Here is a 26,209-nt window from a genome sequence, read left to right as displayed (position 1 = left end):
CTGCTCGGTGCCGTTGTTGTGCACGCGGCCGGACGGGCGCCGTGACCTCATAGGAGCCTGTGCGAGAGGCCCCGTCACTGTCTTGTCCGCCCGCCCGACCGGCGCGTGCCGCCCACCCGGTGCGAGCGGAAAGGACGGCACAACCAAGCATGACCGAACAACGAGGCACAGCGCAGCATCCGATCGCGGTCGGCGGCGTAGATACCCACGGCGACACCCACCACGCTGCTGTCCTGGACGAGGTGGGCCGGCGGTTGGCCGACCGTGCGTTCCCGACCACACCGGCCGGCTATCGGCAGTTGTTGGCGTGGCTGCGCAGCTTCGGCCGGCTGGAGCGCGTCGGTGTCGAGGGCACCGGCGCCTATGGGGCAGCGTTGGCGCGGATGTTGCGCCAGGCCGGCGTCACCGTGGTCGAGGTCGACCGACCCGACCGCAAGGCCCGCCGTTTGAAGGGCAAGTCCGATCCGGCCGATGCGTACTCGGCCGCCTGGGCCGCATTGTCGGGCCGGTCGACTGGCACACCGAAAAGCCGCAACGGTCGCATCGAAGCCATCCGTACCCTGCGGGTGACCCGCCGCGGCGCGGTCAAGGCCCGCACCCAGGCGATCAACCAGCTCCGCGCCCTGCTTCTCACCGGTCCGGCCGAGCTACGCGAGCAGCTGCGTGGCCTACCGAAGACTGCCCTGGTCAGCGCCTGTGCCCGGCTGCGCCCCACCGCTGACCTCGCCGATCCCAGTCAAGCGACCAAGGCGGCTCTGCGTCGGCTGGCCCGCCGTCATCAGCACCTCACCGCCGAGATCGCCGAGCTGGACGCCGAACTCGCAACGCTGGTCACCGCCGCCGCACCCGAACTGCTGACCCTGCCCGGGGTTGGCGTCGAAACCGCCGGGCAACTGCTGACCACCGCCGGCGACAACCCCGAACGGCTGCACTCTGATGCCGCCTTCGCCCACCTGTGCGGCGCTGCACCGATCCCGGCCAGCTCCGGGCGCACCGACCGTCACCGGCTCAACCGCGGCGGGGATCGCTGGGCCAACTGCGCGTTGCATACCATCGCGCTGTCCCGCATGCGCTGGCACGAACCCACTCGCGCCTACGCAGCTCGTCGACGGCAACAGGGGCTGTCCAACAAAGAGATCATGCGGTGTCTCAAGCGCCTCATCGCAAGGCAGATCTACTACGTCATTCGCCGGCTCGAGATCACCAAGACAGCCCCCGCAACGGCTTGACGATCCATAGGAGCATCGCTTGGCCTAGGTAACCATCACCGTCCGAGGCTCCACATGGTCGCTTGCGGTCTTCACCAGGCGTGCAACCTTGAGCAGGTTCCAGGCCATGTAGTAAGCGCCCTGGTCGTGGTGCCAAAGACCGGATCTAATGCGTCGCTGAAGCTCGGTAACGGTGGCATCCACGAGTTGTCGCTGCTGTGGTGTCAGCTCACCATCTGCCGACAGGACAGCGGCCACGAGGGTGCCGACCGTGGTGGCGATCTCGTCAGATGGCGCCGTCAACGCGGGAAGACCGCTGCGGCTCCAATACCTCAGGGCGTACAGCGCCGCCGGCCTGACGGCGCCGTACCAGATCCGCGGAAAGCCGTTCGGGTTGATCTCGTTAGCGGGAGCGATCCGTTGGCCGCATTGCTTGGCCTGACGGCGCTTGCGGGCGTAGTCCCGCATGTCGGCATGCCACCCAGCACGGCTTGCCGTCAGGACGTCGAGTGCCCTCAGGAGGGAGGCCTCATCGCGCTGATAGGGCCCGGCGATCTCTTCAAGGAAACCCAACGTCGCGTGGAACCCAATCGGCCTGTAGAGCTGAACGCAGGACCGCAGCGCCGACACGCGCCGCCCGTAGGGCAGTGACCTGTCGCGAACCTTTCGCGCGTAGTTGCCGAAACTCACCGAGCGAGACTAGCCGCAGGCGCAAAAGCGCGGTGTGAGCTGCGGTGTGAGCGGACTGCCGAATTCGCCTCTTAAGGATCAAGGCGGCCCGCAAGCGGGCCGCGCCGGCCCGGCCCCGGCCTGCTGGCGACCTCCGGCCGGCATCGGCCGGGCCGGCCGGCCACGCTGGCGAACGACAAGACTTTGAAGACCTCGGGGCGCTGCCCCGAACCCCGGCCCTCCTCAGAGATCGGCCCGAGCGGATCACCTCGCCGGGCACCACAAGGGCTACCAGCCTCCCCGGACGGGGCCAAGGTCGTTCGTCCGGTAGGGCGCTCCACCTTGTCCCCGTCCGGGGAGGCTGGACGGTCTACGACTGCCCGACGAGGAGATCCGCCTAAGGCTTGGCCGAGCGACGTTTCTGAAACTGCTGGAACTCCGAGTGCTCGGAGCCCTTGCGCCCAATCAAACAGCCGACCATCGATAGTCCCTGAGTCCTTCAGCGTCTTCAGCGATTCGTGTAGTTTCCGGCCGACCACGCCTTGGTCTGCGCAGAAGCCTTCAAGGGTGCGGCGAACCATTACTGCGCTCGCCCGATACGCCTTAACGCGAACCGGTAGGCCGCGTGATCAGCAAGTTGCGGGGGAGGTGACGTGAACGTTGTGATCGATGGGGAGCCGTCGCCGGGTGCCGAGCCCGGGTTGCGGACGCCGGAGGCACGGATGCTGCTGGCGGAGTTCCGGGGCGACGAGGAGCGATGGCGACGGCTCTCCGCGGATCTGGAGCGGGAGAAGTACGGGCTCGATGTCATGCAGGCCGCGTTCCACCTCGCCGTGCTCCGGCGTTTCAGTGGCGGGGTGGAGCTTCGCGACGTAACCAGGTTCGTCCGAGAGTTCAACGCCGCCGCTCCGGAGGAGGCGCGAATGCCGCCGCGTGAGGCGGAGGCGGCGATTCGCGTCTCCCTCGGCGAGGAGCACCTTGCCGAGTCGATGGCCGGCGAGGTGCTGGGCAACATTCGGTATGCGCTGCTCTTCGCGCTGGCCGACGATCTGGGACTGGACGATGATGAGGTCGTCGGGCTGCTGAGGTCGGCGGAGGACGTGATTCTCACCGGCAGGCAGATCGGATTGTTCGGGTCGCTGGCGGACGAGTGGTCGACGGTGCCGCGGATGGATGGAGACAGGATGCACTGGCGTTGGAGGCGGGGTGGCGGTGAAGGCAGGTAGGAAGCGTCGTCGCGCTGTCGCCGCGCGCGAAGCGCATTCCGGGCCGGTCACCCTGATGGGCCAGATCCTGCGCGGGCTGGCGCTGCGCCAACCGGAGGAGCGCGAGCGGGCTCGACTGAAGACGCACGAGCCCGGCGGTTCGGTCGACTCGATGCCGGTCATCGATGCCGCGTTCGAGCTCGCGGTGCGGCGTCGGTTCGCGCCGGGTACCGATCTCCGGGAGATTGCCTCGTTCGTCGCGGACGTCCGGGCGGGGTTCGGGCCGACTATTGACGTACTCGCGATGGAGGCGTTGATCCGGCGGGCGCTCGGCGAGGAGACTCACATCGATGATCTGGGCGCCAAGACGGTGATCGAGTTGAAGTGCCTCACCCTCGTGGCGGTGCACGATGTCCTGTCCTGGAGCGACGCGGACACCGACCAGCTTCTGCCGGAGGCGGAGGCGCTGGCGAGGGCGAAGGGCTTCAGCCCCGCGGTCGGCTAGTGACCGGTGCCCGTTGGGACCGTCGCGGCGGATCCTGACAGGCGGTGCAGCCGCTCTGGGCGGTCAGTCTGACAAGCATCAGGGGTAGGGCGGATCCTGCGGTCACCTCTGCCCGTCTCCTGACCGTGAGCGGTCCGCATCTGGTCCGCAAGAGGTCGGCGGACGACGGGGGAGTGGTGTGAGATGTCGAGAGGTATTTCCACTGCTAGAGCCCCATGCGCCCAGGTCGGCGGGGCGGGCAATTTGATCTCATAATCCCTCGGTCGCCGTGCCCGTTGCGTGCCCGTTGGCGCAGGAACCGAGGGTCAATGGCGGTCAGCTCCTGGCCGTGGCCGCCCGCATGGTGGCGCAGGTCAAGCCAAGTCATTGCCGAGCGACTTCCGCCCGTGTCCACACTTCCTAAACCGCGTGGCGCCCACGCCGAAGCTTGACAACCGCCATTGAGACTCGTCCGGTAGGGCGCTCCACCTTGTCCTCGTCCGGGGAGGCTGGAAGGCCTTCAACTGCCCGACGGGGAGATCAGATCCTTCGCTGTTGATGTTGTTGATCCACACCAATGCACGCGAGGACTGACGCCGCGTCGGCTGTCAGGAAGAGCTGGAAGTAGTAGGGAGGATCGAGCTGCGTCACTCCGCCAAGCCGCACAGGCTGTTCACCAAACGCGTGGAGCGTCTCGACGGCCTCCGCGAAACCGAGCGTCGGGATGCCCCGTTCCCTCGTGTGAACCTCCCGCACTCGGTACGTGGACGCAAGGTTGTTTGCGGGGACCAACCCGACCGCGCCGTCCCAGATGCGGAAGGACGCTCCCCGCTCAAGGGCTTCGCGGCACGCCTTGTTGACTAGACTCTCGTCGGCAAGTAGAGGGATCAGCTCCTCGCGATTCACCCACCGACCGTACAGCCAAGACTGCCTACTGAAGCCGACGCTGATCGACAGCGACGGACACGCTGATCAGGAGCTCAGGGAGCCCACCAGCCATCCGCGATCTTCTTCTAGCCCCCAGGCCGTGGATCAGTCGAGCAGGCCCGGAACCCGCTCCTGAAGCGTGGTCACCACTCGCGACAGCCCAGCGGCCAAGTCATCGCCGTCCCATCGCACGAGTTCCTTGCCCAGCGGCTTGCCCGACACCAGCACCGTCCAGCGACCCCGTTGGCGTTCGCCGTCCATCTTGACGATGGCGACCAGGCCGCGATCGCCGAGTTGGACAAGCAACTCCGTCAGGCACTCATCCAGTCCCATAGCCGCCGATTGGATCACGAACGCTCAGCGATGCGCAGTCCGCATCTGGTCCGCAAGAGGCCGGCGGACGGCGGGGAGTGGTGTGAGATGTCGAGAGGTGTTTCCGCTGCTAGACCCCCATAGGCCCAGGTCGTCGGCGTTGGCAATTTGATCTCGTAATGCGTAGGTCGACGGTTCGATTCCGTCAGGCGGCTCGGTACAGAAGCCCAGGTCAACGACCTGGGCTTCGCCGTTTCCAAGGTCGACAACACCGCCGCCGACTGTGCCAGTCCGCATCAAGGGCGCTGCGCGTCGGCACGCCGATGGCCTATGGCCACCCTTGACCCCGACCGGGTGCCGCAGTCCTTGGCGCCTATCCGGGGGATGGGGACAGACTGGCGACCACCTTCCGCCGGAGCCCTGCACATAGGGTGTCGATCATCTTGACCGCTCACGACGCATCGCCGGCCGCTAGTCCCGCTTCGAATGCGGCCAGGAAGTCCAGCAACTGACGCCGTGCGGCGTCGTCGTGCGTGCGGTGGTTCAGGAATGTCGACGTGACGCGGTGCGAGCGGTCCTCGACCACCTCGATCAGCTCGACGAGTTGAAGCCGAGCCTCGACCACCGCGACCGACCCCACCTGACGGCACCACGCCTCGATAAGGGCGGGATCGGTAGAGACGGCATCGATCCCGCAGCACGCGCGGACACACTCGACCTCGCAAAAGATGATGCACTCGCTCAGGGGCGATGGTATTTCGACCGACACGTCCGCCATCTCGTCACTCTCACTTGTTCTCGGCCGGTGTACGGACACGATCACGCGATGTGGTCAACGTGGCATGGCTGCGGCGTGCTTGCTGGCGAGCCCGTACAGTCGCGCGGGGTCGCCCAGCGGGCGGATCCCTCCTGGGCCTACGGAGACGTCCCTCGGGTCCAGCGTGGCAGTGGCCTGGAGCGAGGGCACGTTTCGGCCGGCGCGGTCAACCATAACGAGGGCGGTGGCGATGAAGCCCTCCAGCAAGGACCTGAGGATCGCGTGGCTTGAAGACAGGTACTGCGCGACCAGTGCATCCAGGAAGCCGACGAACACGTCGAGGTCGATCTCATAGTCGTCGGCGCGCATGGGGCCGATGCCGGTCGGCACGTCAACCAGTTCAGCGACCGCCTCGCTGGTACGGACAAACAACTCGGCCAGTCGGTTGGAAGGGTTCCAGAGGACGAGGTCGCCCGCGTTGAAATATTGGCTCATCTTGCGATGATCACGGTTCGGTACGTACTGGCTCAAGCCACAGGGCGCAGCATCTTCACGCCGGCCGGTCTATTCCAGCGTTCCCGTTGAGATCAGCCGGTCGTCGTCCTTGGGGAAGCCCCAGAACACCGGCTTGTCGTCGTAGTTCAGATCCGCCTCCGCCCACAGCGGCGAGGCGGACACGATGAACCAATCATGGCTGCGGGAGAGCATGTAGAGGCTCCACCGCGGGTCATGCTCCAGCTGGTGCAGCTCGCTCAAGCGAGCCCACTCCTCATGTGTGCCGCGACGCAGCGAGAGACCGCGCAGCACGAACGGCATGCAGACGTATTGGACCCATTGGAACAGCACCTCCAGGCGGTACTGGCCCGTGCTTTGGGATCGGTCCGACTGGAGCCACACCTGGGTGTGGGTTCTCGTGACGTGGGTGATCTGGAAGAGTCTGTCCGGTGCTTCCAGTGAGGGCGCAGTGTAATTGCGGACCATCTCGTCACTCTCACTTGTCCTCGGCCGGGGCCGGAGCTGTCACCCGTCAACTGGAACCGAGACGTCAGGCACCAACTGGAGCACGAACGCCAACGGCGGTTAGACGTTCGACCCGCCCCGTCGACGTCTCCGCTCGATGTCTTCCTGGACCTCAGGATCCCAGAGAGAAGGGTTCCAGTCCTCGGGCCGCGGCTCCGCAGACAGCGGCACGCCGACGATCTGCGCCCCGCTCCGCGGCAGGTTGACCCTGCCGTACGCTTCGTCGGCCGAGGCGGACTGCGGAGCCGCCGAGCCGGAGACAATCGCGGCGGGAGCAGCCGATGCAGAGCCGGCGCCGTGATGACTGCCAGGGTGTGCGGCGGCGGCTGCCGGGTTGGCGAGCCAGCGCCCGAGCTTGCTGCGGGTGATCAGCGCGCCGATGATGAGCAGGATCGCGCCGGCTGCCCGTGCGAGATGAAAGCCCGCCGGGGTCTTCATCGGCAGGAGGTACGACAGGAAGAGGATGATGCTTCCGCAGGAGACTGCCCAGTTCCGGACGATCGAGACGGGACAGTCGTGGGCATCGATAACGCGCTTCGTTAGGTTCGACCACCCGAGGAAGGCGAAGAAAAGAGCCAACGGCACTGCGATCGACAGCACCGTGACGGCCTGGCTGCTCGGCGAGACGATCAGATCGGCGATGATTGCCGCCCGGACCAGGGAGAGCCCTGCGAACAGCACGGCGAGCGCCAGCAGCGCCCAGAGGGCTGCTTGCCAACGCGGCGGCAGCCCGTCTACCGGAGCCGGAGCGCTTACGCAGGTGTGCCCCTGTCCCGGATGATCAACTTGAGTCCCGCACTTCGGGCAATTCACGATCGGCCGTTCCCCCGTGTCAGCTGTCACCGCCGCAGCAGACTAGTGGAATCTCGAAGACAGGACTACCCGTCGTGTGCCCGCCGAGTCCCCGTTGTCAGGGACCCGAGGGCCAGCGGATGTTGCACCGCGCCTTCAAGGTCGTCCTCAGCCGAAGTTGTCGCATTCGGCGATCCGACCGGACGCACCACTGACGGCCCCAGCTGCCGGCTGGCGGTGACAGCAACGTGTGACAGCAGCGCCGCTGGACGTCGGCGGACGAGCAAGAACAAAAGAGAGCGCAGGAACACGGGCTACATCCGTCGGCGGACCGTATCGGACGGCCACGCCGAGGCTACGGATCAAAGGGCCGCCGGGCCGTCCAGCGACCTGCGGCAGCGCGTCAGCAGAAAGTCAGCGAACGCCTGACAGCGGTTCCCCATCAACAAGCCGGAGACGGCTGCCGCCCCTGGGTCATCGCGAACGAACGACAGCGGCCAATAGCGGACGACAGCACGGACGACTGTTCGGGACGAAGAGGTCGTCGGTTCGAATCCGGCCACCCCGACCAGAGGTAACAGCAGTTCAGGGCCGGTTTTCCATTGAGGGAGACCGGCCCTGATTTGCTTCTCGGGACCACTCGGGGAGAAATCTGGGAGAAGATCTTGAGCCTTCACTCTCCCACCTCTCCCCGCGCCGCCAGCAGTTGATCCAGCGCCGCCACCGGCGACCCCGGAGCCATCGCCCGCCGCCCGTCCAACGCCGCCGCCCACAGCTCCGTCAGCCCGTCCAACAGCCGTCGGCGCATCTCCGCCGTCACGTGCGAGTACCGGGCCTGCACCGACCCGTCCTCGTGCCCCATCCGCTCATCCATCAGCTTGGGAGGCGTGCCCAACTCCTCCATGAGCGTCTTATGAGTGTGCCGCAGCCCGTGCGGCGTCAGGCCCGGAGCGACCGGCACCCAGCACGCATCCGCCCGCGCTTGGGCGTCCCGGCCCCGCACCGGCACGCCCGGCCAGGGCTCGGCCAGCACCGGCACCGGCCGCGCCTCTTGCGGCGCCTTCCGCGGATACCAGCCGGTGACGGCCGGTTGGAACAACCAAGTGGCGAAACCGTTGCGGCGCCAGTGCGCGGCCTGCTCCCCCGCCGCGCCGCCCCGTACGTAGCCGAGGTCGGCGATGGCACGTTCGACCTTGACCCGCGTTGCCTCGGCCACGGACGCCGGGCGGTTCAGCACGGTCGACACCGTCCCGGTTGAGACGCCAGCCCGACGGGCCACGTCGACCAGCTTTGCCCCCGGCTGCCGAGCCGCGCCGTTGGCAGCACCGTAGCCCCGAAACATGTAGGTCAGCCCGTGACACTGGCACGGTTTCGGTGCAGTTCGCGCGATGTGATCCGTTACCAGCTTCGTGAGCCACTCCGGTGTATCAACGGTGCGGTGCGAGTCGTCCTTGGGTGGGCAGCGGTGCAGCTCCCCCGTGTCCAGCTCGTAGAGCTGCCACTCGACCCGAACCCCGGCCGGTCGGACAAACCTCGGACGGCTTGGAGGCGTATCGCCGGCTTCTTGCGTGGCGAGTGACCAGGTGAGTGATGATTCGGCCCCTCCCGTGACGGAATTGCCCGGGCGTCCGGGCCTCAACCGGCAGCGGGCCCGCCCACCACAACGGTGGACGGGCCCTCGGCCTCTCCGGCGCTACGCCGCCGGCACGGTGATCGTGATGCCGGTGACGGCCTCACCCGCCGTGGTGTGGATCAGGTCCGGGTACGCCACCCGGCCGTCGCCCACGCTGTAGAGGAGCCGCACGTCCTGCGTGTTGAGGCCCTTCATGGTGAACGTGCCGTCCGAGCGGACCGAAGGCTGGATGCCTGCCCAGTCACCGGTCGTCGCGTCGACGGCGGTGATGCCCACGCACCTCAGGCAGGTGCCGTCGGGCACGGTGACGGTGCCGCTGATCGTGCCCGTGGCCGGCAGCGCCGCATCCAGCGTGACGGTTCTGCCGGCCACCACCTGCACCGGCGTCGCGGACGCCCGGTTCACCGCGTCGCCCGACCATGCCCACGCGTGCTTGCCGTCGTACGCCGGGAAGGCCAGCTTCCACTGGTACGGGCCGAGGTTGCGGATCGTGTACTGACCGCCGTCGTAGGTGCAGTTGGCGTTGGGACCCTCGGTGTAGGAAAAGGCCGGTCCGGTCGGGGTCGGGCAGACGTCGCGTACGCCGGCTCCCGTCGCGGCGTCCCGCACGACGCCGGTCACGCTGCCGGCGCCGTCCAGCTTGACGGTCACCCGGATGCGCTCGCCCGGCACCGGCTTGAAGACCTTGGCCTGCGCCGGGTCGCCCGTGCCGCCACCGGTCGTCGAGACCCACTGCGCGCCGTGCTCCTCGTCGTACGGAGCGACGAAGAGCCGGAAGTGGTCCTCGGCGAACAGGTTGTTGTAGTCCACCTCGGAACCGCATCTGCCGTTCTGGCCGACGTCGGTGTACACCGGGTCGGCCAGGGTGACGCAGGCGCCGCTGACCGGGTCGCCGGTGGCCGCGTCGACGAAGTCGACGTGCAGGCTAACCGACTTCTCCAGCTTGACGGTGGTCCAGGTCGTCTCGTTCTCGGTCACGGTCACCGGGCCGAACAGGCCGTTGACGTAGACCTCGTTGGGGTCGTAACCGCCGCCGCGGTAGGTGCCGACCGGCATGTCCTGGAACCGGGCCCGGCCCAGTTTGTCGGTGCAGGTGGTGTGGAACGAGAACGGGCCGTCCTGCGGGTACCAGCAGTAGCCGGCGATCGCGGCGCCGGTCTCCTTGTCGACCGCGCGGACGATGAGGTTCCCGACCGGGGGCCGGGTGAGGTTGACGGTGGTCGTCTTGTCCGCCGTCACGGTGAAGGGGGGAGCGTCGTACTCGGACTCGACTCCGCCGTTGAAGAGCACCTGGCCGCTCGGGAAGGTGAACTGTGCCGTGTAGTTGGAGTCGGTCTCGATCCGCTCGAAGCGGTACCGCCCCTGGTCGTCGGTCGCCGTGTCGGCCACCCAGTTGCCGCCGCGTCGCAGCTGGACCCAGACGTGGGCGATGCCCGCACCCTTCTGGTCCACCACCCGGCCGGCGACGTCGCCGTACTGGATGGGCATCAGAGGGATCTGGAGGGTGGCCGGGACCGTGATCAGGTCGGCCTCCCAGCTGTTCCGGTGGCCGTAGAGGTACTCCTCGACGTAGCCGTTCGCGTTGACCTGGACGGTGTACTCGCCGGCCGGCGTGTCCGGGAAGGCGAAGCGCCCGTCGGTGTCGCTGTTGGTGAAGTTCCAGTTGGAACCGTCCTGCTGCTGGATCACGATTCCCGCCCCGGCGACGGGCTCGCCGGTCAGCTTGTTGGTGATCGTGCCGTCCAGCCCGGCGGCCTCCGCCGCCTGCGCCGGCCCGGTGAGGCCCATGACGGCCATCAGCCCGGCCATCGCTGCGGCGCCCAGTGCGCGCAGCACCCTGCTTTTCATGCTTCCCCGTTTCTGCCATGAGTCCATGGAGGATCCGACTGGCCGGTCGGATACATCGCGCTCCATGGATGGTGTCAGGACCGTACCAGTGGCCGGCGTCGCCGGCTGCTCCACCGGACGGCGGGGAGGCCATCCGCCGGCTGGTCACCCGGATGGAACCGTTGCCGGTCCTGTGACGTCGCGCCGGGCTGCGAGAAAGCGTCTTCATGCGTACGGCTGTCTTCGCCGTGGCGGCGCTGCTGAGTGTGGCGGGCTGTACCGGACCGGATGCGGCGCCCTCCCCACACTCCCGCAGCAGCGGGATGTCAGGCCACGACGGTTCATCCGCGTCGTCGAGCTCCTCTGTCGAGATGCTGCTCTGGCGGCCGTTCGGCGAGTTCTTCGAGGAAGTCCAGAGCGCCGTCGCTGCTAAACGGTCCGGTTCCGAACGTGCCCTCTCAACAATGGCCAGCCATCGCTGGAGCAGATGGCGACCCAACCAAGATCCTGCGCGCAGCGTAAGCGCCCTGTCACGCACGTCTTGATACCGATCTGTCACGGACCTCGTGAGACCGGACACGGGGCCTCGCATCGATCGGTGAGAACTTTCCATACGTCTTCAAGGCGGCCCTGACGGGCCGCTGCGCACCGCTCGGGGCACGCCGCGCCTTGCCGCTTCGCTCACGGCGCGGCGACCCCGGCGGCGCGCGACCTTCAGCGGGCACCACGAAGCCTCGCGGTCGGTGTCTCACGAACGCGAGGCGGTCGAGTCCGTTATGTCGGAGAACGCGAACGGCTACGTCGGTGACGCCTCGCCCGCTTCGTCCGGCGAGCCCGTCTCCCCGGCCAGGTCCGATTCGTCGTCAATTCGGCCGACGACCCACAGTCCATCCGGCCCCTGACTCACTACTGCCCAGGGCGCGGGTAGCGGCTGGAGAGTCGCCAACCGACAGCCCTGAAGATTGACCGAGTGTCTGAAGCACGCCGGTGAAATGTCCGCCGCCCCGTCGAACTGCGCCCCGCCCAAGTCCGCGTGCCCGTGGAACTTCGCCCCGTCCAGATCCGCGCGCGCGTGGAAATGCACTTTGCGCAGGTCCGCGTACGAGTTGAAATCCGCCCCGTCCAGCTCCGCGCGCCCGTGGAAATGCGCCCCGCCCAGATCCGTGGGCACGTGGAACTGCGCCCCGCCCAGATCCGCGTGCCCGTGGAAATGCACCTCGCGCAGGTCCGCGCGCGCATGGAAATGCACCTCGCGCAGGTTCGCGTGCCCGTGGAAATGCGTTCCGGACATATCCGCGCCCCCGTGGAACTGCACCATGCCCAGGTCGGCCGGTCCGTAGAAATGTGCTCCGGACATATCCGCGCCCCCGGAGAAATGCACCCAGTTCAGGTCCGCACGCCCGTGAAAGTGTGCCCCGGACAGCTCAACCCGTCCGGCACGGCAGCCCGCCAGACCGAACCCAACTAGCACTGCGCCCGCCAGATTGAGGTTCATCCGCTGGCACGCAGGCCCCCGCCAGTACCCCTCCGGCTCAGACATGTCGGGCTGTTGGTTGAACCGCAGGTGATTCGTAAGCAGCCGCTGCGCTGCTAACCTCACCTGCAACTCCTCACGCCGCCTCGGCTGGTCCTCCGGCTCGGGCACCTGGGCGTTTGCCGCCAGCTTTTGGGGCGAGCCCTCATCGTTCCTCCGCAGCACCTCCACAGGAGGGGTGTACGGCATCCGTAGATACGCGCAGAGCACATCTACGACGGTCTGCCGCAGCTTCACGTTGTCCTGACCCAGCCGCTCCAACGCGTATAGCCCCGCGAGCCGAACCGCCGCTTTGTCGCTTCCCACCTGCTCGGCTGCCGCCACGTACAACGCCGTGATCCGCTGCTCCAACGCGTCCGACTGCGTGAACTGCTGCGCCTGCTCGCTCCACGCCTGCCGCCGCAGTGTCATCAGCAACGTCACCCCGGCTGCTAACCCGGCCGCCACCGTCAAACCCGTCTTGATCCGCTCAAGCCGCAGCCGATTCGGATCGGGCACACCTGTCGGGATAGTCGACCACACCCCCAGCAGCCACATCGCCAGCGCTCCGCCGCCGAGCACGACCACCACAGCCAGCGTTGTCACGGGCAACGAGCGCGTGGCCCGCAACGGCTGCTCCGCCCGCTGCCGGGCACGCGCCCTCCGGCTTTCAGCCCAGCGACCCCACATCGAACGCATGATCAGCATTGTGGCGGTGAGTGTCCAATGCCGAAAGACCGCGAACCCGCCAGTTGGTGGCACCCGACCAAGCGAACCATCCGCCGATCCCCGCTCTAGACACCCCTTGCCTCCGGCGGGTAGGGCCTCCGGCCCTACGACCCGGGAGTGGCCTCCGGCGGCAAGGGCTACCCGCCCTTGAACCCGGGCGGCTCCGGGATGGCCAGCCGATTCGGCGCCGCCCGCCGCACACCGGAGGCAGCCAGACCGCGCCCGCCCGGTCCAGGTCGTACGTCCGGCGGGGCGCTCCACCTGGACCGGGCGGGCGCGGCCCGGCAGGGCGAAGCCTGCGCGACGGGATGCCGGCACCAGCAGGAGCCAAGTACCGGCCCACCGGTTGGGGAGAAACCTGGGAGACGGTCTTGCGCTAGACCGCCTCCCGCACCTTGCCAAACCAACAAGCACCAACACCGCGACCAGCGCAAATAGCCAAGCATCCACGTCATGCATGGGACTTGACCTTGTTCGGGACGAAGAGGTCGTCGGTTCGAATCCGGCCACCCCGACCAGAGGTAACAGCAGGTCAAGGCCCCTCCGCGGAGGGGCCTTGATTCGTTCCTGGCCATCACCGGTCGGCCGGAGGCAGCGAGAAGGCATCAAACGACGCGAGCACCCTGCGATCCCGGCCACGAGTCGAGTGCGTGTAGCGGTCCAAGGTCATGGACGCCTGCTCGTGCCCCATCACCTTCGCCACGTCGTTGATCGGGCTGCCGGCTGCTGGCTGCCGGCGATGTCGGGTCTCAGGACCTACGTGACAGGGCGGTCTCGGGACGTGCGTGACACATCCGGCTAGACGATCTCCTTTCGCCCTCGGTCAGAGGTGCGAGGATGTCCACCACCTGGGCCGGCTGCGGGTGGCGGAGTGGAAGGAATCGCGGGAGTGAGATACGTCAGCGTGGAGCGGACCAGGGACGGCATCGCTCTGGACCCGGAGGCGTACCTGCGGCAGTTGCCGCGGTTCGCCGAGTCGTTGCCCGAGGGGGCGCGCAGGTTCGCCACGGACCCCGGCCACTACAACTTCTTCGGTCAGCGGTGCGTCAAGGACCTTGAGCCCGCGCGGCTGACGTCAGGTGAGACGGGCCGGAGCCGCTGGCTTGAGCTGCACCTACGGCACAACTGTTGGAAGCACGAGGAAGACCTGACGATCCGCTACAGCGGCGTGCAGAGCCTGGCGATTGAGCCCGCTGACCAAGGGATGGACGTGGCCCAACTCCAGGACGTGATGCTGGACGAAGTGCTGCCACACGAACACGGTTGCCGACACGAGATCGTTTGCCTCTCTGGAACGCTGGTCGTGACGAGCCAGGACTTGGCCGCTACCTGGTTGCACGCCGACTGTCCGGAGCGCGAGACGAGTTCGTGAGTGCTTCCGCCGACGTCCTCGCCGCGAACATCGAGCCCCACCGATCGCTGCGGCCAACACTCGGCTGAGTGTCACGCAGGTCCTGATACCGATTTGTCACGCAGGTCCCGAGACCGGACAGCCGACTGCCGGCGACTGCCGGCGATGTCGTACTCCCGTAGATGCGTTACAGCTTGGCTTCAGATGATGGGTGACACGACTGGACTTAGCGCTCCTGCGGGTCGTGGGCCAGCATCAGAGGAGCCGAGTGAAGACCCAGCGGGACGGTCCCTGGGTCGAGGTGAATGTGGGCCCCAGGCGGTGCCTTCTCGTCCGAAAGGGCAAGGCACCACCGCGCGAGATCCCGCAGGCCGGCTCGGTCGCCAAAGATCTCAACTGAGCCGTCCACGATCTCGACGGACACTGTGCCACCCTCCACCGGGACCACAACACCGTGCGCGCTGTCGTAGCCGGGCACCGACAACCCGATCTCATCCATGCGGCGAGTGTGCCCCAGGCTCAGCCGTGGCTACCTCCCGGTGTCACCCATCAAGTGGAGCCCGACAGGCGACTGCCGGCGAGGTGGACGCTCCTATTTCGTCAAGCCTGACTCAGAGCGTGTTTGAGATGGCGGGGAGTAGGTCCAACCAGATCGCCGACCTACTGCCAGGTGATTGGACCGGGGACGGCGGCCTCCGCGGCGGCGATCGCATCATCCACCGTGTGGAAGCCCTGAGAGTCCGGCCAGAAGGGCTGCTCCCCGTTAGGCCAGCCTGGCCGATATCTCACGTAGTACAGCCGGCCCTCCGGGTTCAGCTGCGGAGATTCATCCCCTTCGAGGTCGTTGTCAGCCTCTCCGACGGCGTACCAGAAGTCGTAGTCGAGCATCACTACGCGGACCGTTGTGAGAGTGACCCCGCCGTAGACCCAGTGGCCCGTTGCCACGATCGTCTCCACATGGCGAGCGTAGGACGGCATCCGGACACTTCTCAAACACGCACTCAGGCGAGTCCGTAGAGCCGGTTGAGGTCGAGTAGGTGGTGCCCGAGGACCGAAGAGGCACGTAGGTCGAGCACGAGTACGAGGAAGACGTTAGGTGTTTCGCAGGCCACGAGGACGTGCTGATACGCCCCGCCCGGCATCTGCCAAGCGTGGGTGACCCGGCCCTGCGAGAAGTCGTGACCGTTGAAGTCGTCCTGGGGGATGGAATCGAAGTAGGGCCAGAAGTCGAAAGGGGGCGCTTCATCGAGACCCACTGTCACGGGGTGAGGGCCCATCGTTGCCTTGTATTCGTCCTCAGTCAGTAGCGGTGGCATCCGGCAAGGATGCCTGGCCCATGGGCTCGGACGCGAGCAGGCGAAACGTCTCACGGGCGACGTAGCGCTTGAGGCAGCGCATGATCTCGGTCTTGGTCTTGCCCTCGGCGATGCGGCGGGTGACGTAGTCCTTGTACTCCAGCAGGAGATCCGTTTTGACCTGCTGTGGCGGTGTGGTTTTGTCCGTGGACAGCAAGCAGCCACCGGCGAGTCTCGAAGGTTGTGTGGACCCGAGATGCGGCGGTGGCTGCCGCCTACAGAGTAGACGCTCAGCGATGGTCTGAGCTGTTCGGCGAGTTGATGGACACGATCGAGGCACGCTTCTCGCGGCCGGAACCGCGGCGCCTGGTCCGTGACTTTGTGGCCGGGCTCCTCGCACCGTTACCGGTGAAGAACTGCTGGACCATCGCGGAACACGCCGGTGACGACGGCCCGGGTGGCATGCAGGACCTGATCGGCCGGGCGAGCTGGGACGACGCCGCGGTCCGTGCCGACGTGCGTGATTTCGTCGCAGCCCGTCTCGGGCATCCCGACGGTGTCCTGCTGGTCGACGAGACCGGTGATCTGAAGAAGGGCATTCATACCGTCGGTGTGCAACGGCAGTACTCCGGCACCGCCGGAAAGATCGAGAACTGTCAGCCCGCGGTCCACCTGTCCTACGCCTCACCACTCGGGCACACGCTGGTCGACGTCGCCCTCTACCTGCCGAAATCCTGGACCGAGGATCCCGCACGCCGCGCTGAGGCCGGGATGCCCGACACCGTCGGGTTCGCCACGAAACCGCAGCTGGCGCGACGGCTGATCGAAACCGCCCTCGCCGACGGCTTGCCCTGCAGGTGGGTCGCCGGCGACGAAGCCTACGGCGGTGACCCACACCTCGCCGCCGCGTTGCGCGGGAACCGGCTCGGCTACGTCCTCGCGGTCGCCTGCTCGCACCCTGTGCCGACCGGTCTCGGCATCCAGCGGACCGACCAGATCGCCGCCGGCCTGCCGAAACAGGCATGGCAGCGCGTCTCTGCCGGCAACGGGGCGAAAGGCTACCGCTACTACGACTGGGCGTTCATCACCCTGCTGCAGGCCACCGACGAGCACGCAGGTCATCACTGGCTGCTGATCCGCCGCAACCGCACCACCGGTGAGCTGGCGTGCTACCTCTGCTGGTCACCCGAACCCGTCCCGTTGCACCACCTGGTCGCCGTCGCCGGGCGTCGTTGGAGCATCGAAGAGTCGTTCCAAGCCACGAAGACCGGCCTCGGTCTCGACCAGCACCAGCACCGCCGCTGGAAAGCCTGGCACCGCTGGACCACCCTGGTCATCGCCGCCCACGCGTTCCTCGCCGCCGCAACAACCGTCACCACCAGCAGCCCGGACGGCCTGATCGCGATCACTGTCAACGAACTACGCCGGCTCTTCCACGCCCTGATCATCGACCCGGCACGGCGGGCCGCCGACGTCATCGCCTGGTCCCTCTTCCGACGCAGGCATCAAGCCGCCGCCAAGACCAGCCATTACACCCGGCAAGCCCTCACGGAACCCTAAAAGGATCTCCTACTGGAGTACTTGGGCGGCTGGTCTCCAGGACGCCTGGCGGATGGGCATGTCGGCCAGCCAGACGTCGGCCAGGTCGCTGAGGGGGACGTCGAGGGCCTGGCTGAGGCAGACCACAGTGCCGAACGCCGGTGCGGGAAGGCGGCCGGCCTCGATCTTGCGCAGCGTCTCGGGGGAGATGCCGGCTGCCAGGGCCACCTCGACGAGGCTGCGGCCGGCCCGCGCGGCCCGGAGGGCGGCTCCGAGGCGCTGGCCCGCTGCGATCTGTTCGGCGGTGAGTGGTTGGCGAACCATGCCAGCAGGATATCCCTCCGGAGCATCCCCGACATGGCGTGGTATAAAAATACCGCATACAGAGGGAGGCTGTCGTGATCGAGCTCAAGTCCGCCGAGGAGATCGGCCGGATGGCGGTGACCGGCCAGTTCGTTGGCGAGCTGCTCGCCGAGCTGAGCGGTGTCGCCGCAGTCGGCGTCAACCTGATAGACCTCGAACACCACGCCCGCCGCCGGATCAAGGAACGCGGCGCCGAATCCTGCTACTGGGACTACGCCCCTTCGTTCGGCCGCGGCCCGTTCCGCAACGTGCTGTGCCTGTCGGTCAACGACGCGGTGCTGCACGGCCTGCCGCACGACTATGCTTTGCGGGACGGTGACCTGCTCAGCATCGACATGGCGGCCGGCATCGACGGCTGGGTCGCCGACTCCGCGCTCTCCGTCATCGTCGGCACCCCCGACCCGGCCGACCTGAAGCTGATCGAGGCCACCGAGGTCGCACTGGAGGCCGGCATCACCGCCGCCCAGCCCGGCGGCCGCCTCGGCGACATCTCCGCCGCGATCGGCGAGGTCGCCCACTCCTATGGCTACGGCGTCAACGCCGAGTTCGGCGGCCACGGCATCGGCCGCACCATGCACGAGGCCCCGCACGTCTCCAACAACGGCCGCGCCCGCCGCGGCATGAAACTCGACCCCGGCCTCACCATCGCCATCGAGCCCTGGTTCTGCCGCTCCACCGACAAAATCAAGTTCGACAACGACGGCTGGACGATCCGCTCCGCCGACGGCTCCCGCACCGCCCACTCCGAACACACAGTCGCCATCACGGCTTCCGGCCCCCAGGTCCTGACCCGCCGCCCCACTCACGGCGCCACCTCGGCCGACCCCACCAAAGAGCCCGCCACAGCCTCCTGACCCACTGCCCGCCTTGGGGCGTGACTCAGGGCGTTCCGGGGATGGGGCCTGCCGCAGCTTCCTGAGCAAGTCCCAGCCGCACGCCTCAGCCCACCGCTCAGGCATGCGTGCCGTCCGGCTGGCCCCTGTGCCACCTGTTGAGGCAGGTCGTCGCGCGGCCGTTTGCTTCCCTCTCGGCCGGCATCTCGGCCGCCCACTTCGAGCAGGCTCACCCTTTCCGCCAGCCTCTGATTCGCCCGTCCGCAGGCGCGGCGGAGGTCTGCCGCACCGGAGAGGCCGTGGGTCGTCCGCTGCCGGGTCACCTGCTCGCCTGGTGGGGGCTGATGGACGGCATCGGCGACGCCGACTACCGGGCCGGGTTCCCGATCCCCCCGTTTTACTTGCCGCTGCCGGTGGCCGGAGTGCGCGAGCGGTTCGCCAGCCTCTCGCGGTTCGCCGACCAGGACTGCTGCGGCGCGGGCCGTGCACATGCCACAGCGGCCGGGGAGCCGTCGATCGGATTCTGCACCGCCACCGTCCCGATCTGCCGGGATCTAGCCGGTGATGTGCTCGTGGTCGACCTCCGCGATGGTGCGCGCCACGGCTGCATCATGTCGTGGTGGGCGGAGGAAGGCTACGCCGAGACGGCCTGGGCCGGGACGGCGGCCATGCTCGCCGACGTCGCCGACCGGCTCGACGACCTGATGCGGACCGAGATTGTCGACGGCGGCGCGCTCCAGTGGACTTAGAGCCTGGCAAATAAGGGGTTGAGGCGGCCGCTGGGGCCCGGTTGAGATCGATGATCTCGACACCACGGATGCCGAATGGGCCGTCCTGGCCCCGCACGTGCCGGCCGGGACCGGACGCGGCCGGCCGATCACCTACCCTCGCCGGGACATGGTGGACGCGATCCGCTACCTCGACCGGACCGGCTGCCAGTGGGATGCGCTGCCCGCCGACTTCCCCCACTACAAGCTGGTCTACCACTACTTCACGGCCTGGACCCGCGACGGGACGTTGAACCGGATGCACAACAGTCTGCGGGAACAGGTCCGCGAACAGGTCGAGGGCCGCACCCGGCAACCGACCGCCGCGCTGGTCGACTCCCAGTCGGTACGCGGCGCAGAGACCGTCGGCCGCCCCGGGCGTGGCTACGACGCGGGGAAGAAGGTCAACGGCCGCAAGCGTCACATCGCCGTGGACACCTGCGGCCTGCTCCTCGCTGTCCTGGTCACCGCCGCCGGCGTGCAGGACCGCGACGGCGCCCGCCCGCTGCTGTGGGCGCTGCGCACCTGCTTCCCCACCATCCGGCTGACCTGGGCCGACAGCGGCTACACCGGCCGGCTCGTCGACTGGGCCGCCACCCACCTCGCCCTGACCGTACGCATCGTCGCGAAACTCGCCGGGCAGACCACGTTCGTCGTCCTGCACCGCAGGTGGGCGGTCGAGCGCACGTTCTCCTGGATCAACCGGTGCCGACACACAGTCCGCGACTACGAACGGCTACCCGACCACCACGCCGCGATGGTCCAATGGGCCATGATCATCGTCATGACCCGCCGCCTCGCCCGCCACCAACCCACCTGAAACCCTTATTTCCCAGGCTCTCAGAGCCGCTGATGGCGACGGCTCTTTCGTCGAGCCCGCAACGTCAACCGGTTCTGGGACCCGCGCAACACTTCCGGTTAGACGATCTTATTGCCTACGCGGCTACCGGACGCCGGCGCAGCGTGCGGATGGTGCTGATGAGGAAGAACACGAAGCCGATCGCCGCCGCCGCCCCGGCCAAGGTAAAGCCGGTGATCGTGAGGTAGGTCGAACCGCCCGCGCTTGCGAAGACCCCCTTGCTATGACCCGAGTCGATCGCCTCGGTGGTGCCGCCCACCTGCAGGCCGTCCGGGTCGTCGTAAAGGATCACGTTGGGACGCGTCGCGGAGCCGTCGGACGCCTTCCACGAGCCATAGAAGTTGCATGCCCGCTTACGGCACTCCTCGCGCTCGGCGGTGAAGACGCCGGCGGTTCCGGTGCCGCCCTTGGCCTGCCACGCGGGTACCAGGTCGCGGGCGCCGAGCAGGCCGATCACCGCGAGGGCCAGCAGGCCGACCAATATGGAAAACTTCAGGCGCCAGTCATTGATGTTGTTCACGCTGGTCACGGCGGGGCAGCCTACGGAGCGCCGGACATGGGTGTCTGCCCCGTTCCGTCGCCGCACCGGGATGTTGCCGGATCGCGACACAACGCAGCCGACCGTGCGCTGTCCAGTTCGGACAGTTACTCAATTCTCGGTCGATACCAGCCCAGCCAGCGGTACACCGGCTGCCGGGAGACACCGAACCGGGCCGCGACATCCGTCACCGTCGACCGGCAACGCACATCTAACGCGGCTTGATACCGCTGCTCCGTCATGCTGATCTCCACCAACACTCGGCAGAGTGGGCGGGTTCAAGGGGTGTGCGCAAGTAGCTCGGCGAGCTTCTCGGATGGTGTCATGAAGCCGAGGGTCTTGCGGGGGCGGGTGTTGAGGCTACGGGCGAAACGAGCGAGGTCGTCGGCGGTGTGGAGCGATAGGTCGGTTCCCTTGGGCATGTACTGGCGGAGCAGGCCGTTGGTGTTCTCGTTCGATCCGCGCTGCCAGGGCTTGTGGGGGTCGCAGAAGTAGACCTGGATGCCGGTGGCTGCGGTGAATTGGGCGTGCTGGGACATCTCCTTGCCTTGATCCCAGGTGATGGTGCGAACCAGCTCGTCGGGCAGGGTGGCGACGGCCTGCCGCATCGCCTGCTCGACGCTGTGGGCGGTGCGGCCTTGGGGTAGGTGCAGCAACAGCAGGAATCTGGTGCTTCGCTCCACGAGGGTGCCCACCGCGGACTTGCTGTCTTTGCCGAGGATCAGATCGCCCTCCCAGTGGCCGGGCACCGCACGATCGTCGGCCTCGGCGGGGCGTTCGCTGATCATGACCATGTTCGGGATCCGGCCGGTGTTCTCGGGCCGCTGGCGGGCGCGGCGCTTGACTCGGCCGGTGCGCAGGCAGCGGGCCAGCTCTCGGCGTAGCTCACCGCGGCCCTGCACGAACAGCGCCTGATAGATGGTTTCGTGGCTCACCCGCATCAGGGGATCGCCGGGGAACTCGATTGGCAAGCGCCGCGAGATCTCCTGCGGTGACCACCAGGCCCGCAGCCACTCGGTCACCTTCCCGGCCAGCCTCGCACAGGCCAGCTTCGGCGTCTTCGGGCGTCGGGCCCGCGCTCGAGCTCGCTGGTGAGCCCGCCATGCGCGGTAGTCATCCCGGCCGCCGTTACCAGCCACTTCGCGTGAGACCGTCGAGGTGGCCTTGCCGAGCCGGGCGGCGATCGACGTGAACGATTCGCCGCCACGAAGGCCGAGACTGATCTCCTCCCGGTCGGCGAGGGTGAGCCGCCCGGGCCCCGGCTGCCAAGAGTCGGATCGCACAGGGCGTTTCGATTCGCGGCGTACGACGGTTCGGACGATCTCATGGGAGCAGCCGACCTGGCGGCCGATCTCCCTCAACGACAGGCCCTTAGCGCTCAGCCGTCGGGCCAGCTGTCGTTGCTCCATCGTCAGATGGGCGGTCATCAACATCTCCCTCGATCGAATCGACGCATTCTCATCGACTCGTCGAGCCCGTTGCACTGACCGGTTGAACCCGCCGTGTCATGCAGGTTCTGAGACCTGACAGTGTCGGAGTGGGTCGGAGTGTGGTTCTCGAGTCTCAGGACGTCCATGAAAGAACAGTCTCGGGACGTGGGTGACACTTTCCGGCTAGCCAGGTGGTGAGGGCGGCTCGGGTGGGCGTCCTCGGGCACGGGCTGCGTCGGATATGGCGATTCCGGCCAGGACGAGGGCAGGTGCGATGGCGACCAGCAGCGGCGGCAGGAAGTACGCCGCCGGCGATATGGCGGCGAGTACGAGGACCCCGATCGGCCGGGAGCGGGAGATCCGGCCGAACACCGTGTACTCGAACATGCCCCGTCCGGCGAGGAACAGCGCGGGTCCGCCGAGGATGACGGTGATCCAGGCCGGTGGTGTGTGTCCGAGCGGGTGCTCGATGACAAGTTCGTCGCTGACGGCGATGGCGACGATGCCGGCGACCATGAGCAGGTGGGCGTATGTCGCCGGGATGACCGCGCGGAATGGGTCGGGGGCGGCTGCGATGGCCTCTGCCAGCAGGCCCCCGGCGCGGTGGATGTAGATCCGCCACAGCAGCGCCGTGGTGGCGAACGCGACCACGACCGCGGCTATCCGGTCAGGCTCGAACCTGCCGCGGCTGAAGGCCAGCCCGGTGACCAGGATGAGCTCGCCGAGCGCGATGATGAAGAGCTGCCGGTAGCGCTCGGCCAGATGTGGGGCGGAGATTGCGAACTCGGCTGCACGCGCGCGACCCAGCCGCGGTGTGGGAAAGCCGAATGCGAGTCCCCCGTACTCCATGGCCACCGCCAGCGTCCACAGCACCCCGCGCGCCGTGTCGTGCGCGACAGCACCCGCGATCCACGGAACCGCGGACACGCAGGACCAGAAGAGTGGCCGCACGAAGGCGCCCCGCGCCTCGTGGCCCCGCAGCAGGAGCACGGCGCCGGCGCCTTGACCGATCTGGGTGGCGACGTACAAGCCTGCGAATACCAGGCCCTGCTCGCGGAATGCGTCCGGCGTCGCGGCGGCCATCAGCAGGGTGCCGAACATGGTCGCGATCACCAGCAGCTGTATCAGCGGTTGCTGCGGGTCCAACCTGTCCGTGAGCCCCGCCGTATGGGCCCAAACCGACCACAGGGCGAGCAGCAACACCAGCGTCTGGAAGGCGTCGCTCCAGCTCAGGTGCTCCAGCAGCCCCTGCGAGAGCCGCGCGAGCGCGAAGACGAACACCAGGTCGAAGAACAGTTCCAGGAACGTCGCTCGTGGTTCCTCGGGTCGCCGCAGCAGCGCCGCTGCCCCACTCGTCATCCGCTCGCCCGTTTCTGCCGTTTCTGCTATCTTTTCGGTAGTTCGTACCACACGGCAGCGTCGTCACCTTCGAATGTGCTGCGGTGGCCCGGGTTCGAGCGGCTCCGTTTACCCGCCGGGCAGCGATAGGGGTCGGTGAGTTCCTTCCATCCGTCGCCGCCCGCGCGGATCAGGTCGTCGACCGTGGCCCAGGCCTCCGGCCGGTGCTACAGGCGGCGGAGTGTCACCCAGGTGACACTTCCGGCTGGACGATGATGGGGTGCTTCAGGCTCGCGTTCTCCACCCTGGCGAAGGCTGAGGCACCCGTGCCTGGGATCATGGACGGGTGAGCGCCACCCGACTTGTCACTCTCGACGACCCGCCGATCCTGGCGAAGCTGCTCCGCGTCAACCGTGACTTCCTCGCTCCGTGGGAGCCGATCCGGCGTGAGGACTACTTCACGGTGGAAGGCCAGCGCGCCGTCATCCGAGACGATCTCGAGCAGTACAAGCAGGGCGCGAAGCTCCCGCACGTCATCCTCGACGACTCTGGCCGCGTGGTTGGCCGTATCACGCTCAACGGCATCGTGCGTGCCTCCTTCCAGTCGTGCAGTCTGGGCTACTGGGTGGGCGCCGCTGACAATGGTCGCGGCTTCGCCACCGCAGCCGTGCGCGAAATCGTGCGGGTGGCTTTCGATGAGTTGCGGCTGCACCGGGTTCAGGCTGAGACCCTGTTGCACAACAGCGGGTCGCAGCGGGTGCTGGAACGCAACGGGTTCGTGCACTTCGGCGTGGCGCCGGCGTACCTCAACATCGCGGGTGAGTGGCAGGACATGGCCATGTACCAGGTGGTGAGTACATCCCTGCCGCCCGCCTGACCGTTACCGCGTCCACGTTCCGAGCGGCGCCAATTGCATTGCACTGACTGCGTACGTCCGTGCCGCATGGGCAGACCCGCCAGCAGCGGCCAGAGCTGCGCCTCCGCGTCGACCCGGCCGCTCCGGCCCGTCGGGCATCAGCCGCTCCCGACGCACCCACGGCCAGGCCGAGCCCAGCCGCGCCAACGCCTCCTGCGCCAGGTCGGCCGCGTCGTAACCAACCCGGGACGCCCGGGCGGGGCGATCTGTTGCACGGCCGGCACGCAGAGAGGAGGCCCGGGCGAAAAGCCCGGGCCTGCTCTGCGGGATCAGCGGGTCTAGCCGACGAAGACCACCGCGCTCACCGCGCTCTGGAAGGAGGTCGCGGTGCCCGCGTACGTCGCCCGCCAGTAGCCGGGACCGGGCTCGTCGAGCAGCGCCTCGAACGAGACCCCCTCCGGGTTCGTCGGGTTGTACGAGATGTCGAACGAGCTGACCGTGTGCCAGCCGCCGGTGCCGTCCTTGGAGAACTGGATGTCGACCGACATCTGTCCGGGCGTGGAGTTGTTCAGGAACTGCAGGTGCCCGTGCAGCCACACCGCGCCGTCCGCGTTCCGCTCGCCGAAGAAGTCGGTGAACTGGGTGCGGTCCAGCACGACCACCTGCTTGTCCACGTGGGTGACCGTGGTGACGAACGGGTCCGGGTTGTAGGTGGAGACCCGCAGCGTTCCACCCCAGAACGGGCTGACCGTGACCTGGTACCGCCCCTGCCCGTCCGTGCTGGTGGCGCCCAGCAGCATGCAGTAGTCGCGGGTGTCGCAGTACGAGACGTAGACCGGCGCGTCGGGCATCGGCCGCCACTCCTGCGGCGTCTTCCAGCTCAACTCGCCGGTGAGAGTGACCTGCTCACCGTTGATGATGGTGTCGCGGTCGAGGTCCGCGGTGATCCGGGTGTCCGCCAGCCGGACCTCCGGGGCCTGGGTGTCGGCGTACGCCTGGAGGTGGAAGCGCCGCGAGTCGTCCCAGAGCGTGGTGAGGTAGCCGGCCTCGTCGGCGTACTGGACCTCCGTGGTCAGCTCGAAGTGGCCGACCTTCCCGGAGACCCCGTCGACCGGGTTGCCGTACCAGGTGACGAACTCGATCGGGAAGTTCTCGACCGGCTTGACGTCGCCGGTGCCGGGCCACCGGCCCATCAGCCGACCGGAGGCGGTGACCTGCCGCTTGTCGTACGACACGGTCCGGGTGACCTTGAGGTCCTTGAAGAACATCTTCACCATGTACGCCAGGAAGCCGACCGACCGCTGCTCGACGTGCACGCCGTCGGCGTCGGTGATCTCCGAGTCCAGCCGGTAGGCGCCGAGCTCGGGCAGGATCACCGCGTCGTCCGACTGCCACCAGCCGTACTGCTCGGTGCCGTTGACCAGGTGGAACGAGTCGACGACCGCGACCTCCTCCTCGGTCGCCGGCGAGATGACGTGGATCTTGATGCTGGCCACCCCGGCGTCGGCGCTCACGCCGACCTGGATCCGGCCCAGCTCCTCCTCGACGCTGCTCGCCCAGAGCACCGCCGGCGCGGCGGACGCCGCCTGCGCCGCCGTCGGCGCGAGACCGCCGGCGGCGACGCCCACCGCGATCGCCACCGCGGACACGAATCTCCGCATTGAATTCCTCCCCGTGGAATGGATGGGCCCCGCCGGGGCGAGTGGTCACCGCCGTGCGGGGAGAGGCCGACCCTCGGACCGGTCGGACGAGGGTGCTGCCGGAGACGGCACCGTCCCCTCGGGACGGCTCGTCGGCGAACGCCCGCCGAACGGCGGGGCCAGCCATGGCGGTCGAATTCTGCCCGCCGGCCTTACGCTCCACAATCCCCTTTCGGGGCCGGCCCGGTGATCCCGCCGTCGCCGGGCACACCCTCCGCCCAGCGCGACCTGTCGGGGGCTACTCCGGCACGGAGGTGACGTGGC

30 protein-coding genes and 1 pseudogene are annotated in these 26,209 nt (G+C 67.8%); 9 read left to right on the top strand and 22 right to left on the bottom strand.

The window, feature by feature from the left end:
* Window positions 1-149 precede the first annotated feature (149 nt).
* Window positions 150-1,229, top strand: coding sequence for an IS110 family transposase (locus ACTWO6_RS31905; protein ID WP_446217366.1), 1,080 nt, complete (start codon window positions 150-152; stop codon window positions 1,227-1,229).
* A gap of 24 nt (window positions 1,230-1,253) precedes the next feature.
* Here the strand turns inward: ACTWO6_RS31905 and ACTWO6_RS31900 are convergent, their stop codons facing one another.
* Window positions 1,254-1,898, bottom strand: a complete 645-nt coding sequence (locus ACTWO6_RS31900) for a hypothetical protein (RefSeq protein ID WP_446217365.1) — start codon at window positions 1,896-1,898, stop codon at window positions 1,254-1,256.
* Between the two features lie 71 nt (window positions 1,899-1,969).
* Entirely contained in the window at window positions 1,970-2,458 is a 489-nt protein-coding gene (locus tag ACTWO6_RS31895; protein ID WP_446217364.1) for a DUF4145 domain-containing protein, read from the bottom strand.
* Window positions 2,459-2,530: 72 nt separating this feature from the next.
* On the opposite strand from ACTWO6_RS31895, the gene ACTWO6_RS31890 reads away from it, so the two are divergent.
* Window positions 2,531-3,103, top strand: a complete 573-nt coding sequence (locus ACTWO6_RS31890) for a hypothetical protein (protein WP_446217363.1) — start codon at window positions 2,531-2,533, stop codon at window positions 3,101-3,103.
* Window positions 3,084-3,587 carry a hypothetical protein gene (locus tag ACTWO6_RS31885; protein ID WP_446217362.1) on the top strand — a complete coding sequence of 168 codons (504 nt, stop codon included), beginning with the start codon at window positions 3,084-3,086 and terminating at the stop codon, window positions 3,585-3,587. Before ACTWO6_RS31890 ends, ACTWO6_RS31885 begins: the two co-directional genes overlap by 20 nt.
* A gap of 519 nt (window positions 3,588-4,106) precedes the next feature.
* Here ACTWO6_RS31885 and ACTWO6_RS31880 read toward each other — a convergent pair.
* From ACTWO6_RS31880 to ACTWO6_RS31835, 10 genes and pseudogenes are all read right to left on the bottom strand, one after another.
* Window positions 4,107-4,472: a hypothetical protein gene (locus ACTWO6_RS31880; RefSeq protein ID WP_446217361.1), complete on the bottom strand. Its 366-nt coding sequence runs from the start codon at window positions 4,470-4,472 to the stop codon at window positions 4,107-4,109.
* A 126-nt stretch (window positions 4,473-4,598) separates the two neighbouring features.
* Window positions 4,599-4,826, bottom strand: coding sequence for a hypothetical protein (locus ACTWO6_RS31875; RefSeq protein WP_446217360.1), 228 nt, complete (start codon window positions 4,824-4,826; stop codon window positions 4,599-4,601).
* 430 nt (window positions 4,827-5,256) lie between these two features.
* Window positions 5,257-5,583, bottom strand: coding sequence for a DUF6331 family protein (locus ACTWO6_RS31870; protein ID WP_446217359.1), 327 nt, complete (start codon window positions 5,581-5,583; stop codon window positions 5,257-5,259).
* Between the two features lie 54 nt (window positions 5,584-5,637).
* On the bottom strand, window positions 5,638-6,057 hold the full coding sequence (locus ACTWO6_RS31865; RefSeq protein ID WP_446217358.1) for a DUF6086 family protein: 420 nt from the start codon (window positions 6,055-6,057) through the stop codon (window positions 5,638-5,640).
* 69 nt (window positions 6,058-6,126) lie between these two features.
* On the bottom strand, window positions 6,127-6,543 hold the full coding sequence (locus ACTWO6_RS31860) for a hypothetical protein (RefSeq protein ID WP_446217357.1): 417 nt from the start codon (window positions 6,541-6,543) through the stop codon (window positions 6,127-6,129).
* 99 nt (window positions 6,544-6,642) lie between these two features.
* Window positions 6,643-7,425, bottom strand: coding sequence for a hypothetical protein (locus tag ACTWO6_RS31855; RefSeq protein ID WP_446217356.1), 783 nt, complete (start codon window positions 7,423-7,425; stop codon window positions 6,643-6,645).
* Between the two features lie 622 nt (window positions 7,426-8,047).
* A pseudogene (locus tag ACTWO6_RS31850) lies at window positions 8,048-8,905 on the bottom strand (LacI family DNA-binding transcriptional regulator); the annotation flags it as partial.
* 162 nt (window positions 8,906-9,067) lie between these two features.
* The gene (locus ACTWO6_RS31845) at window positions 9,068-10,855 is read right to left on the bottom strand and encodes a carboxypeptidase regulatory-like domain-containing protein (RefSeq protein WP_446217355.1); all 1,788 of its coding nucleotides are present in this window, start codon (window positions 10,853-10,855) and stop codon (window positions 9,068-9,070) included.
* Between the two features lie 320 nt (window positions 10,856-11,175).
* On the bottom strand, window positions 11,176-11,250 hold the full coding sequence (locus tag ACTWO6_RS31840) for a hypothetical protein (RefSeq protein WP_446220841.1): 75 nt from the start codon (window positions 11,248-11,250) through the stop codon (window positions 11,176-11,178).
* 380 nt (window positions 11,251-11,630) lie between these two features.
* Entirely contained in the window at window positions 11,631-13,055 is a 1,425-nt protein-coding gene (locus tag ACTWO6_RS31835) for a pentapeptide repeat-containing protein (protein WP_446217354.1), read from the bottom strand.
* 910 nt (window positions 13,056-13,965) lie between these two features.
* Between ACTWO6_RS31835 and ACTWO6_RS31830 the strand changes: the two genes are divergently transcribed.
* Window positions 13,966-14,448, top strand: a complete 483-nt coding sequence (locus ACTWO6_RS31830) for a hypothetical protein (RefSeq protein WP_446217353.1) — start codon at window positions 13,966-13,968, stop codon at window positions 14,446-14,448.
* Window positions 14,449-14,653: 205 nt separating this feature from the next.
* On the opposite strand, the gene ACTWO6_RS31825 is transcribed toward ACTWO6_RS31830, so the two are convergent.
* The 4 genes from ACTWO6_RS31825 to ACTWO6_RS31810 all read right to left on the bottom strand — a co-directional run bounded on the left by ACTWO6_RS31825 (window position 14,654) and on the right by ACTWO6_RS31810 (window position 15,939).
* A complete protein-coding gene (locus ACTWO6_RS31825) occupies window positions 14,654-14,926 on the bottom strand; it encodes an Imm32 family immunity protein (protein WP_446217352.1) in 273 nt (90 codons plus the stop codon).
* Window positions 14,927-15,087: 161 nt separating this feature from the next.
* Window positions 15,088-15,384 (bottom strand): hypothetical protein, encoded by a 297-nt coding sequence (locus tag ACTWO6_RS31820; protein ID WP_446217351.1) that lies wholly within the window; start codon window positions 15,382-15,384, stop codon window positions 15,088-15,090.
* A 44-nt stretch (window positions 15,385-15,428) separates the two neighbouring features.
* A complete protein-coding gene (locus tag ACTWO6_RS31815; RefSeq protein WP_446217350.1) occupies window positions 15,429-15,743 on the bottom strand; it encodes a hypothetical protein in 315 nt (104 codons plus the stop codon).
* Window positions 15,724-15,939: a hypothetical protein gene (locus ACTWO6_RS31810; RefSeq protein WP_446220873.1), complete on the bottom strand. Its 216-nt coding sequence runs from the start codon at window positions 15,937-15,939 to the stop codon at window positions 15,724-15,726. Before ACTWO6_RS31810 ends, ACTWO6_RS31815 begins: the two co-directional genes overlap by 20 nt.
* 104 nt (window positions 15,940-16,043) lie before the next feature.
* On the opposite strand from ACTWO6_RS31810, the gene ACTWO6_RS31805 reads away from it, so the two are divergent.
* Window positions 16,044-17,282, top strand: coding sequence for an IS701 family transposase (locus ACTWO6_RS31805; RefSeq protein ID WP_446220840.1), 1,239 nt, complete (start codon window positions 16,044-16,046; stop codon window positions 17,280-17,282).
* Between the two features lie 9 nt (window positions 17,283-17,291).
* Here ACTWO6_RS31805 and ACTWO6_RS31800 read toward each other — a convergent pair whose 3' ends face one another.
* Window positions 17,292-17,585, bottom strand: coding sequence for a helix-turn-helix domain-containing protein (locus ACTWO6_RS31800; protein WP_346535386.1), 294 nt, complete (start codon window positions 17,583-17,585; stop codon window positions 17,292-17,294).
* Window positions 17,586-17,659: 74 nt separating this feature from the next.
* Between ACTWO6_RS31800 and map the strand changes: the two genes are divergently transcribed.
* From map to ACTWO6_RS31785, 3 genes are all read left to right on the top strand, one after another.
* Window positions 17,660-18,478 (top strand): type I methionyl aminopeptidase, encoded by an 819-nt coding sequence (gene map, locus ACTWO6_RS31795; protein ID WP_446217349.1) that lies wholly within the window; start codon window positions 17,660-17,662, stop codon window positions 18,476-18,478.
* A 137-nt stretch (window positions 18,479-18,615) separates the two neighbouring features.
* Window positions 18,616-19,206 carry a hypothetical protein gene (locus ACTWO6_RS31790; RefSeq protein ID WP_446217348.1) on the top strand — a complete coding sequence of 197 codons (591 nt, stop codon included), beginning with the start codon at window positions 18,616-18,618 and terminating at the stop codon, window positions 19,204-19,206.
* 97 nt (window positions 19,207-19,303) lie between these two features.
* The gene (locus tag ACTWO6_RS31785; RefSeq protein WP_446217347.1) at window positions 19,304-20,044 is read left to right on the top strand and encodes an IS5 family transposase; all 741 of its coding nucleotides are present in this window, start codon (window positions 19,304-19,306) and stop codon (window positions 20,042-20,044) included.
* Window positions 20,045-20,159: 115 nt separating this feature from the next.
* On the opposite strand, the gene ACTWO6_RS31780 is transcribed toward ACTWO6_RS31785, so the two are convergent.
* From ACTWO6_RS31780 to ACTWO6_RS31765, 4 genes are all read right to left on the bottom strand, one after another.
* A complete protein-coding gene (locus tag ACTWO6_RS31780) occupies window positions 20,160-20,612 on the bottom strand; it encodes a hypothetical protein (protein WP_446217346.1) in 453 nt (150 codons plus the stop codon).
* 116 nt (window positions 20,613-20,728) lie between these two features.
* Window positions 20,729-20,863 carry a helix-turn-helix domain-containing protein gene (locus tag ACTWO6_RS31775; protein ID WP_446217345.1) on the bottom strand — a complete coding sequence of 45 codons (135 nt, stop codon included), beginning with the start codon at window positions 20,861-20,863 and terminating at the stop codon, window positions 20,729-20,731.
* A 36-nt stretch (window positions 20,864-20,899) separates the two neighbouring features.
* Window positions 20,900-22,054, bottom strand: coding sequence for an IS30 family transposase (locus ACTWO6_RS31770; RefSeq protein ID WP_446217043.1), 1,155 nt, complete (start codon window positions 22,052-22,054; stop codon window positions 20,900-20,902).
* Window positions 22,055-22,234: 180 nt separating this feature from the next.
* A complete protein-coding gene (locus ACTWO6_RS31765; protein ID WP_446217344.1) occupies window positions 22,235-23,410 on the bottom strand; it encodes a low temperature requirement protein A in 1,176 nt (391 codons plus the stop codon).
* A 325-nt stretch (window positions 23,411-23,735) separates the two neighbouring features.
* On the opposite strand from ACTWO6_RS31765, the gene ACTWO6_RS31760 reads away from it, so the two are divergent.
* Window positions 23,736-24,266 (top strand): GNAT family N-acetyltransferase, encoded by a 531-nt coding sequence (locus ACTWO6_RS31760; RefSeq protein ID WP_446217343.1) that lies wholly within the window; start codon window positions 23,736-23,738, stop codon window positions 24,264-24,266.
* Between the two features lie 317 nt (window positions 24,267-24,583).
* Here the strand turns inward: ACTWO6_RS31760 and ACTWO6_RS31755 are convergent, their stop codons facing one another.
* Entirely contained in the window at window positions 24,584-25,906 is a 1,323-nt protein-coding gene (locus ACTWO6_RS31755; RefSeq protein WP_446217342.1) for a hypothetical protein, read from the bottom strand.
* Window positions 25,907-26,209 lie beyond the last annotated feature (303 nt).

The organism is Micromonospora sp. IBHARD004 (genome assembly GCF_052814115.1).
This window is presented reverse-complemented; position numbering and strand designations above follow the sequence as displayed.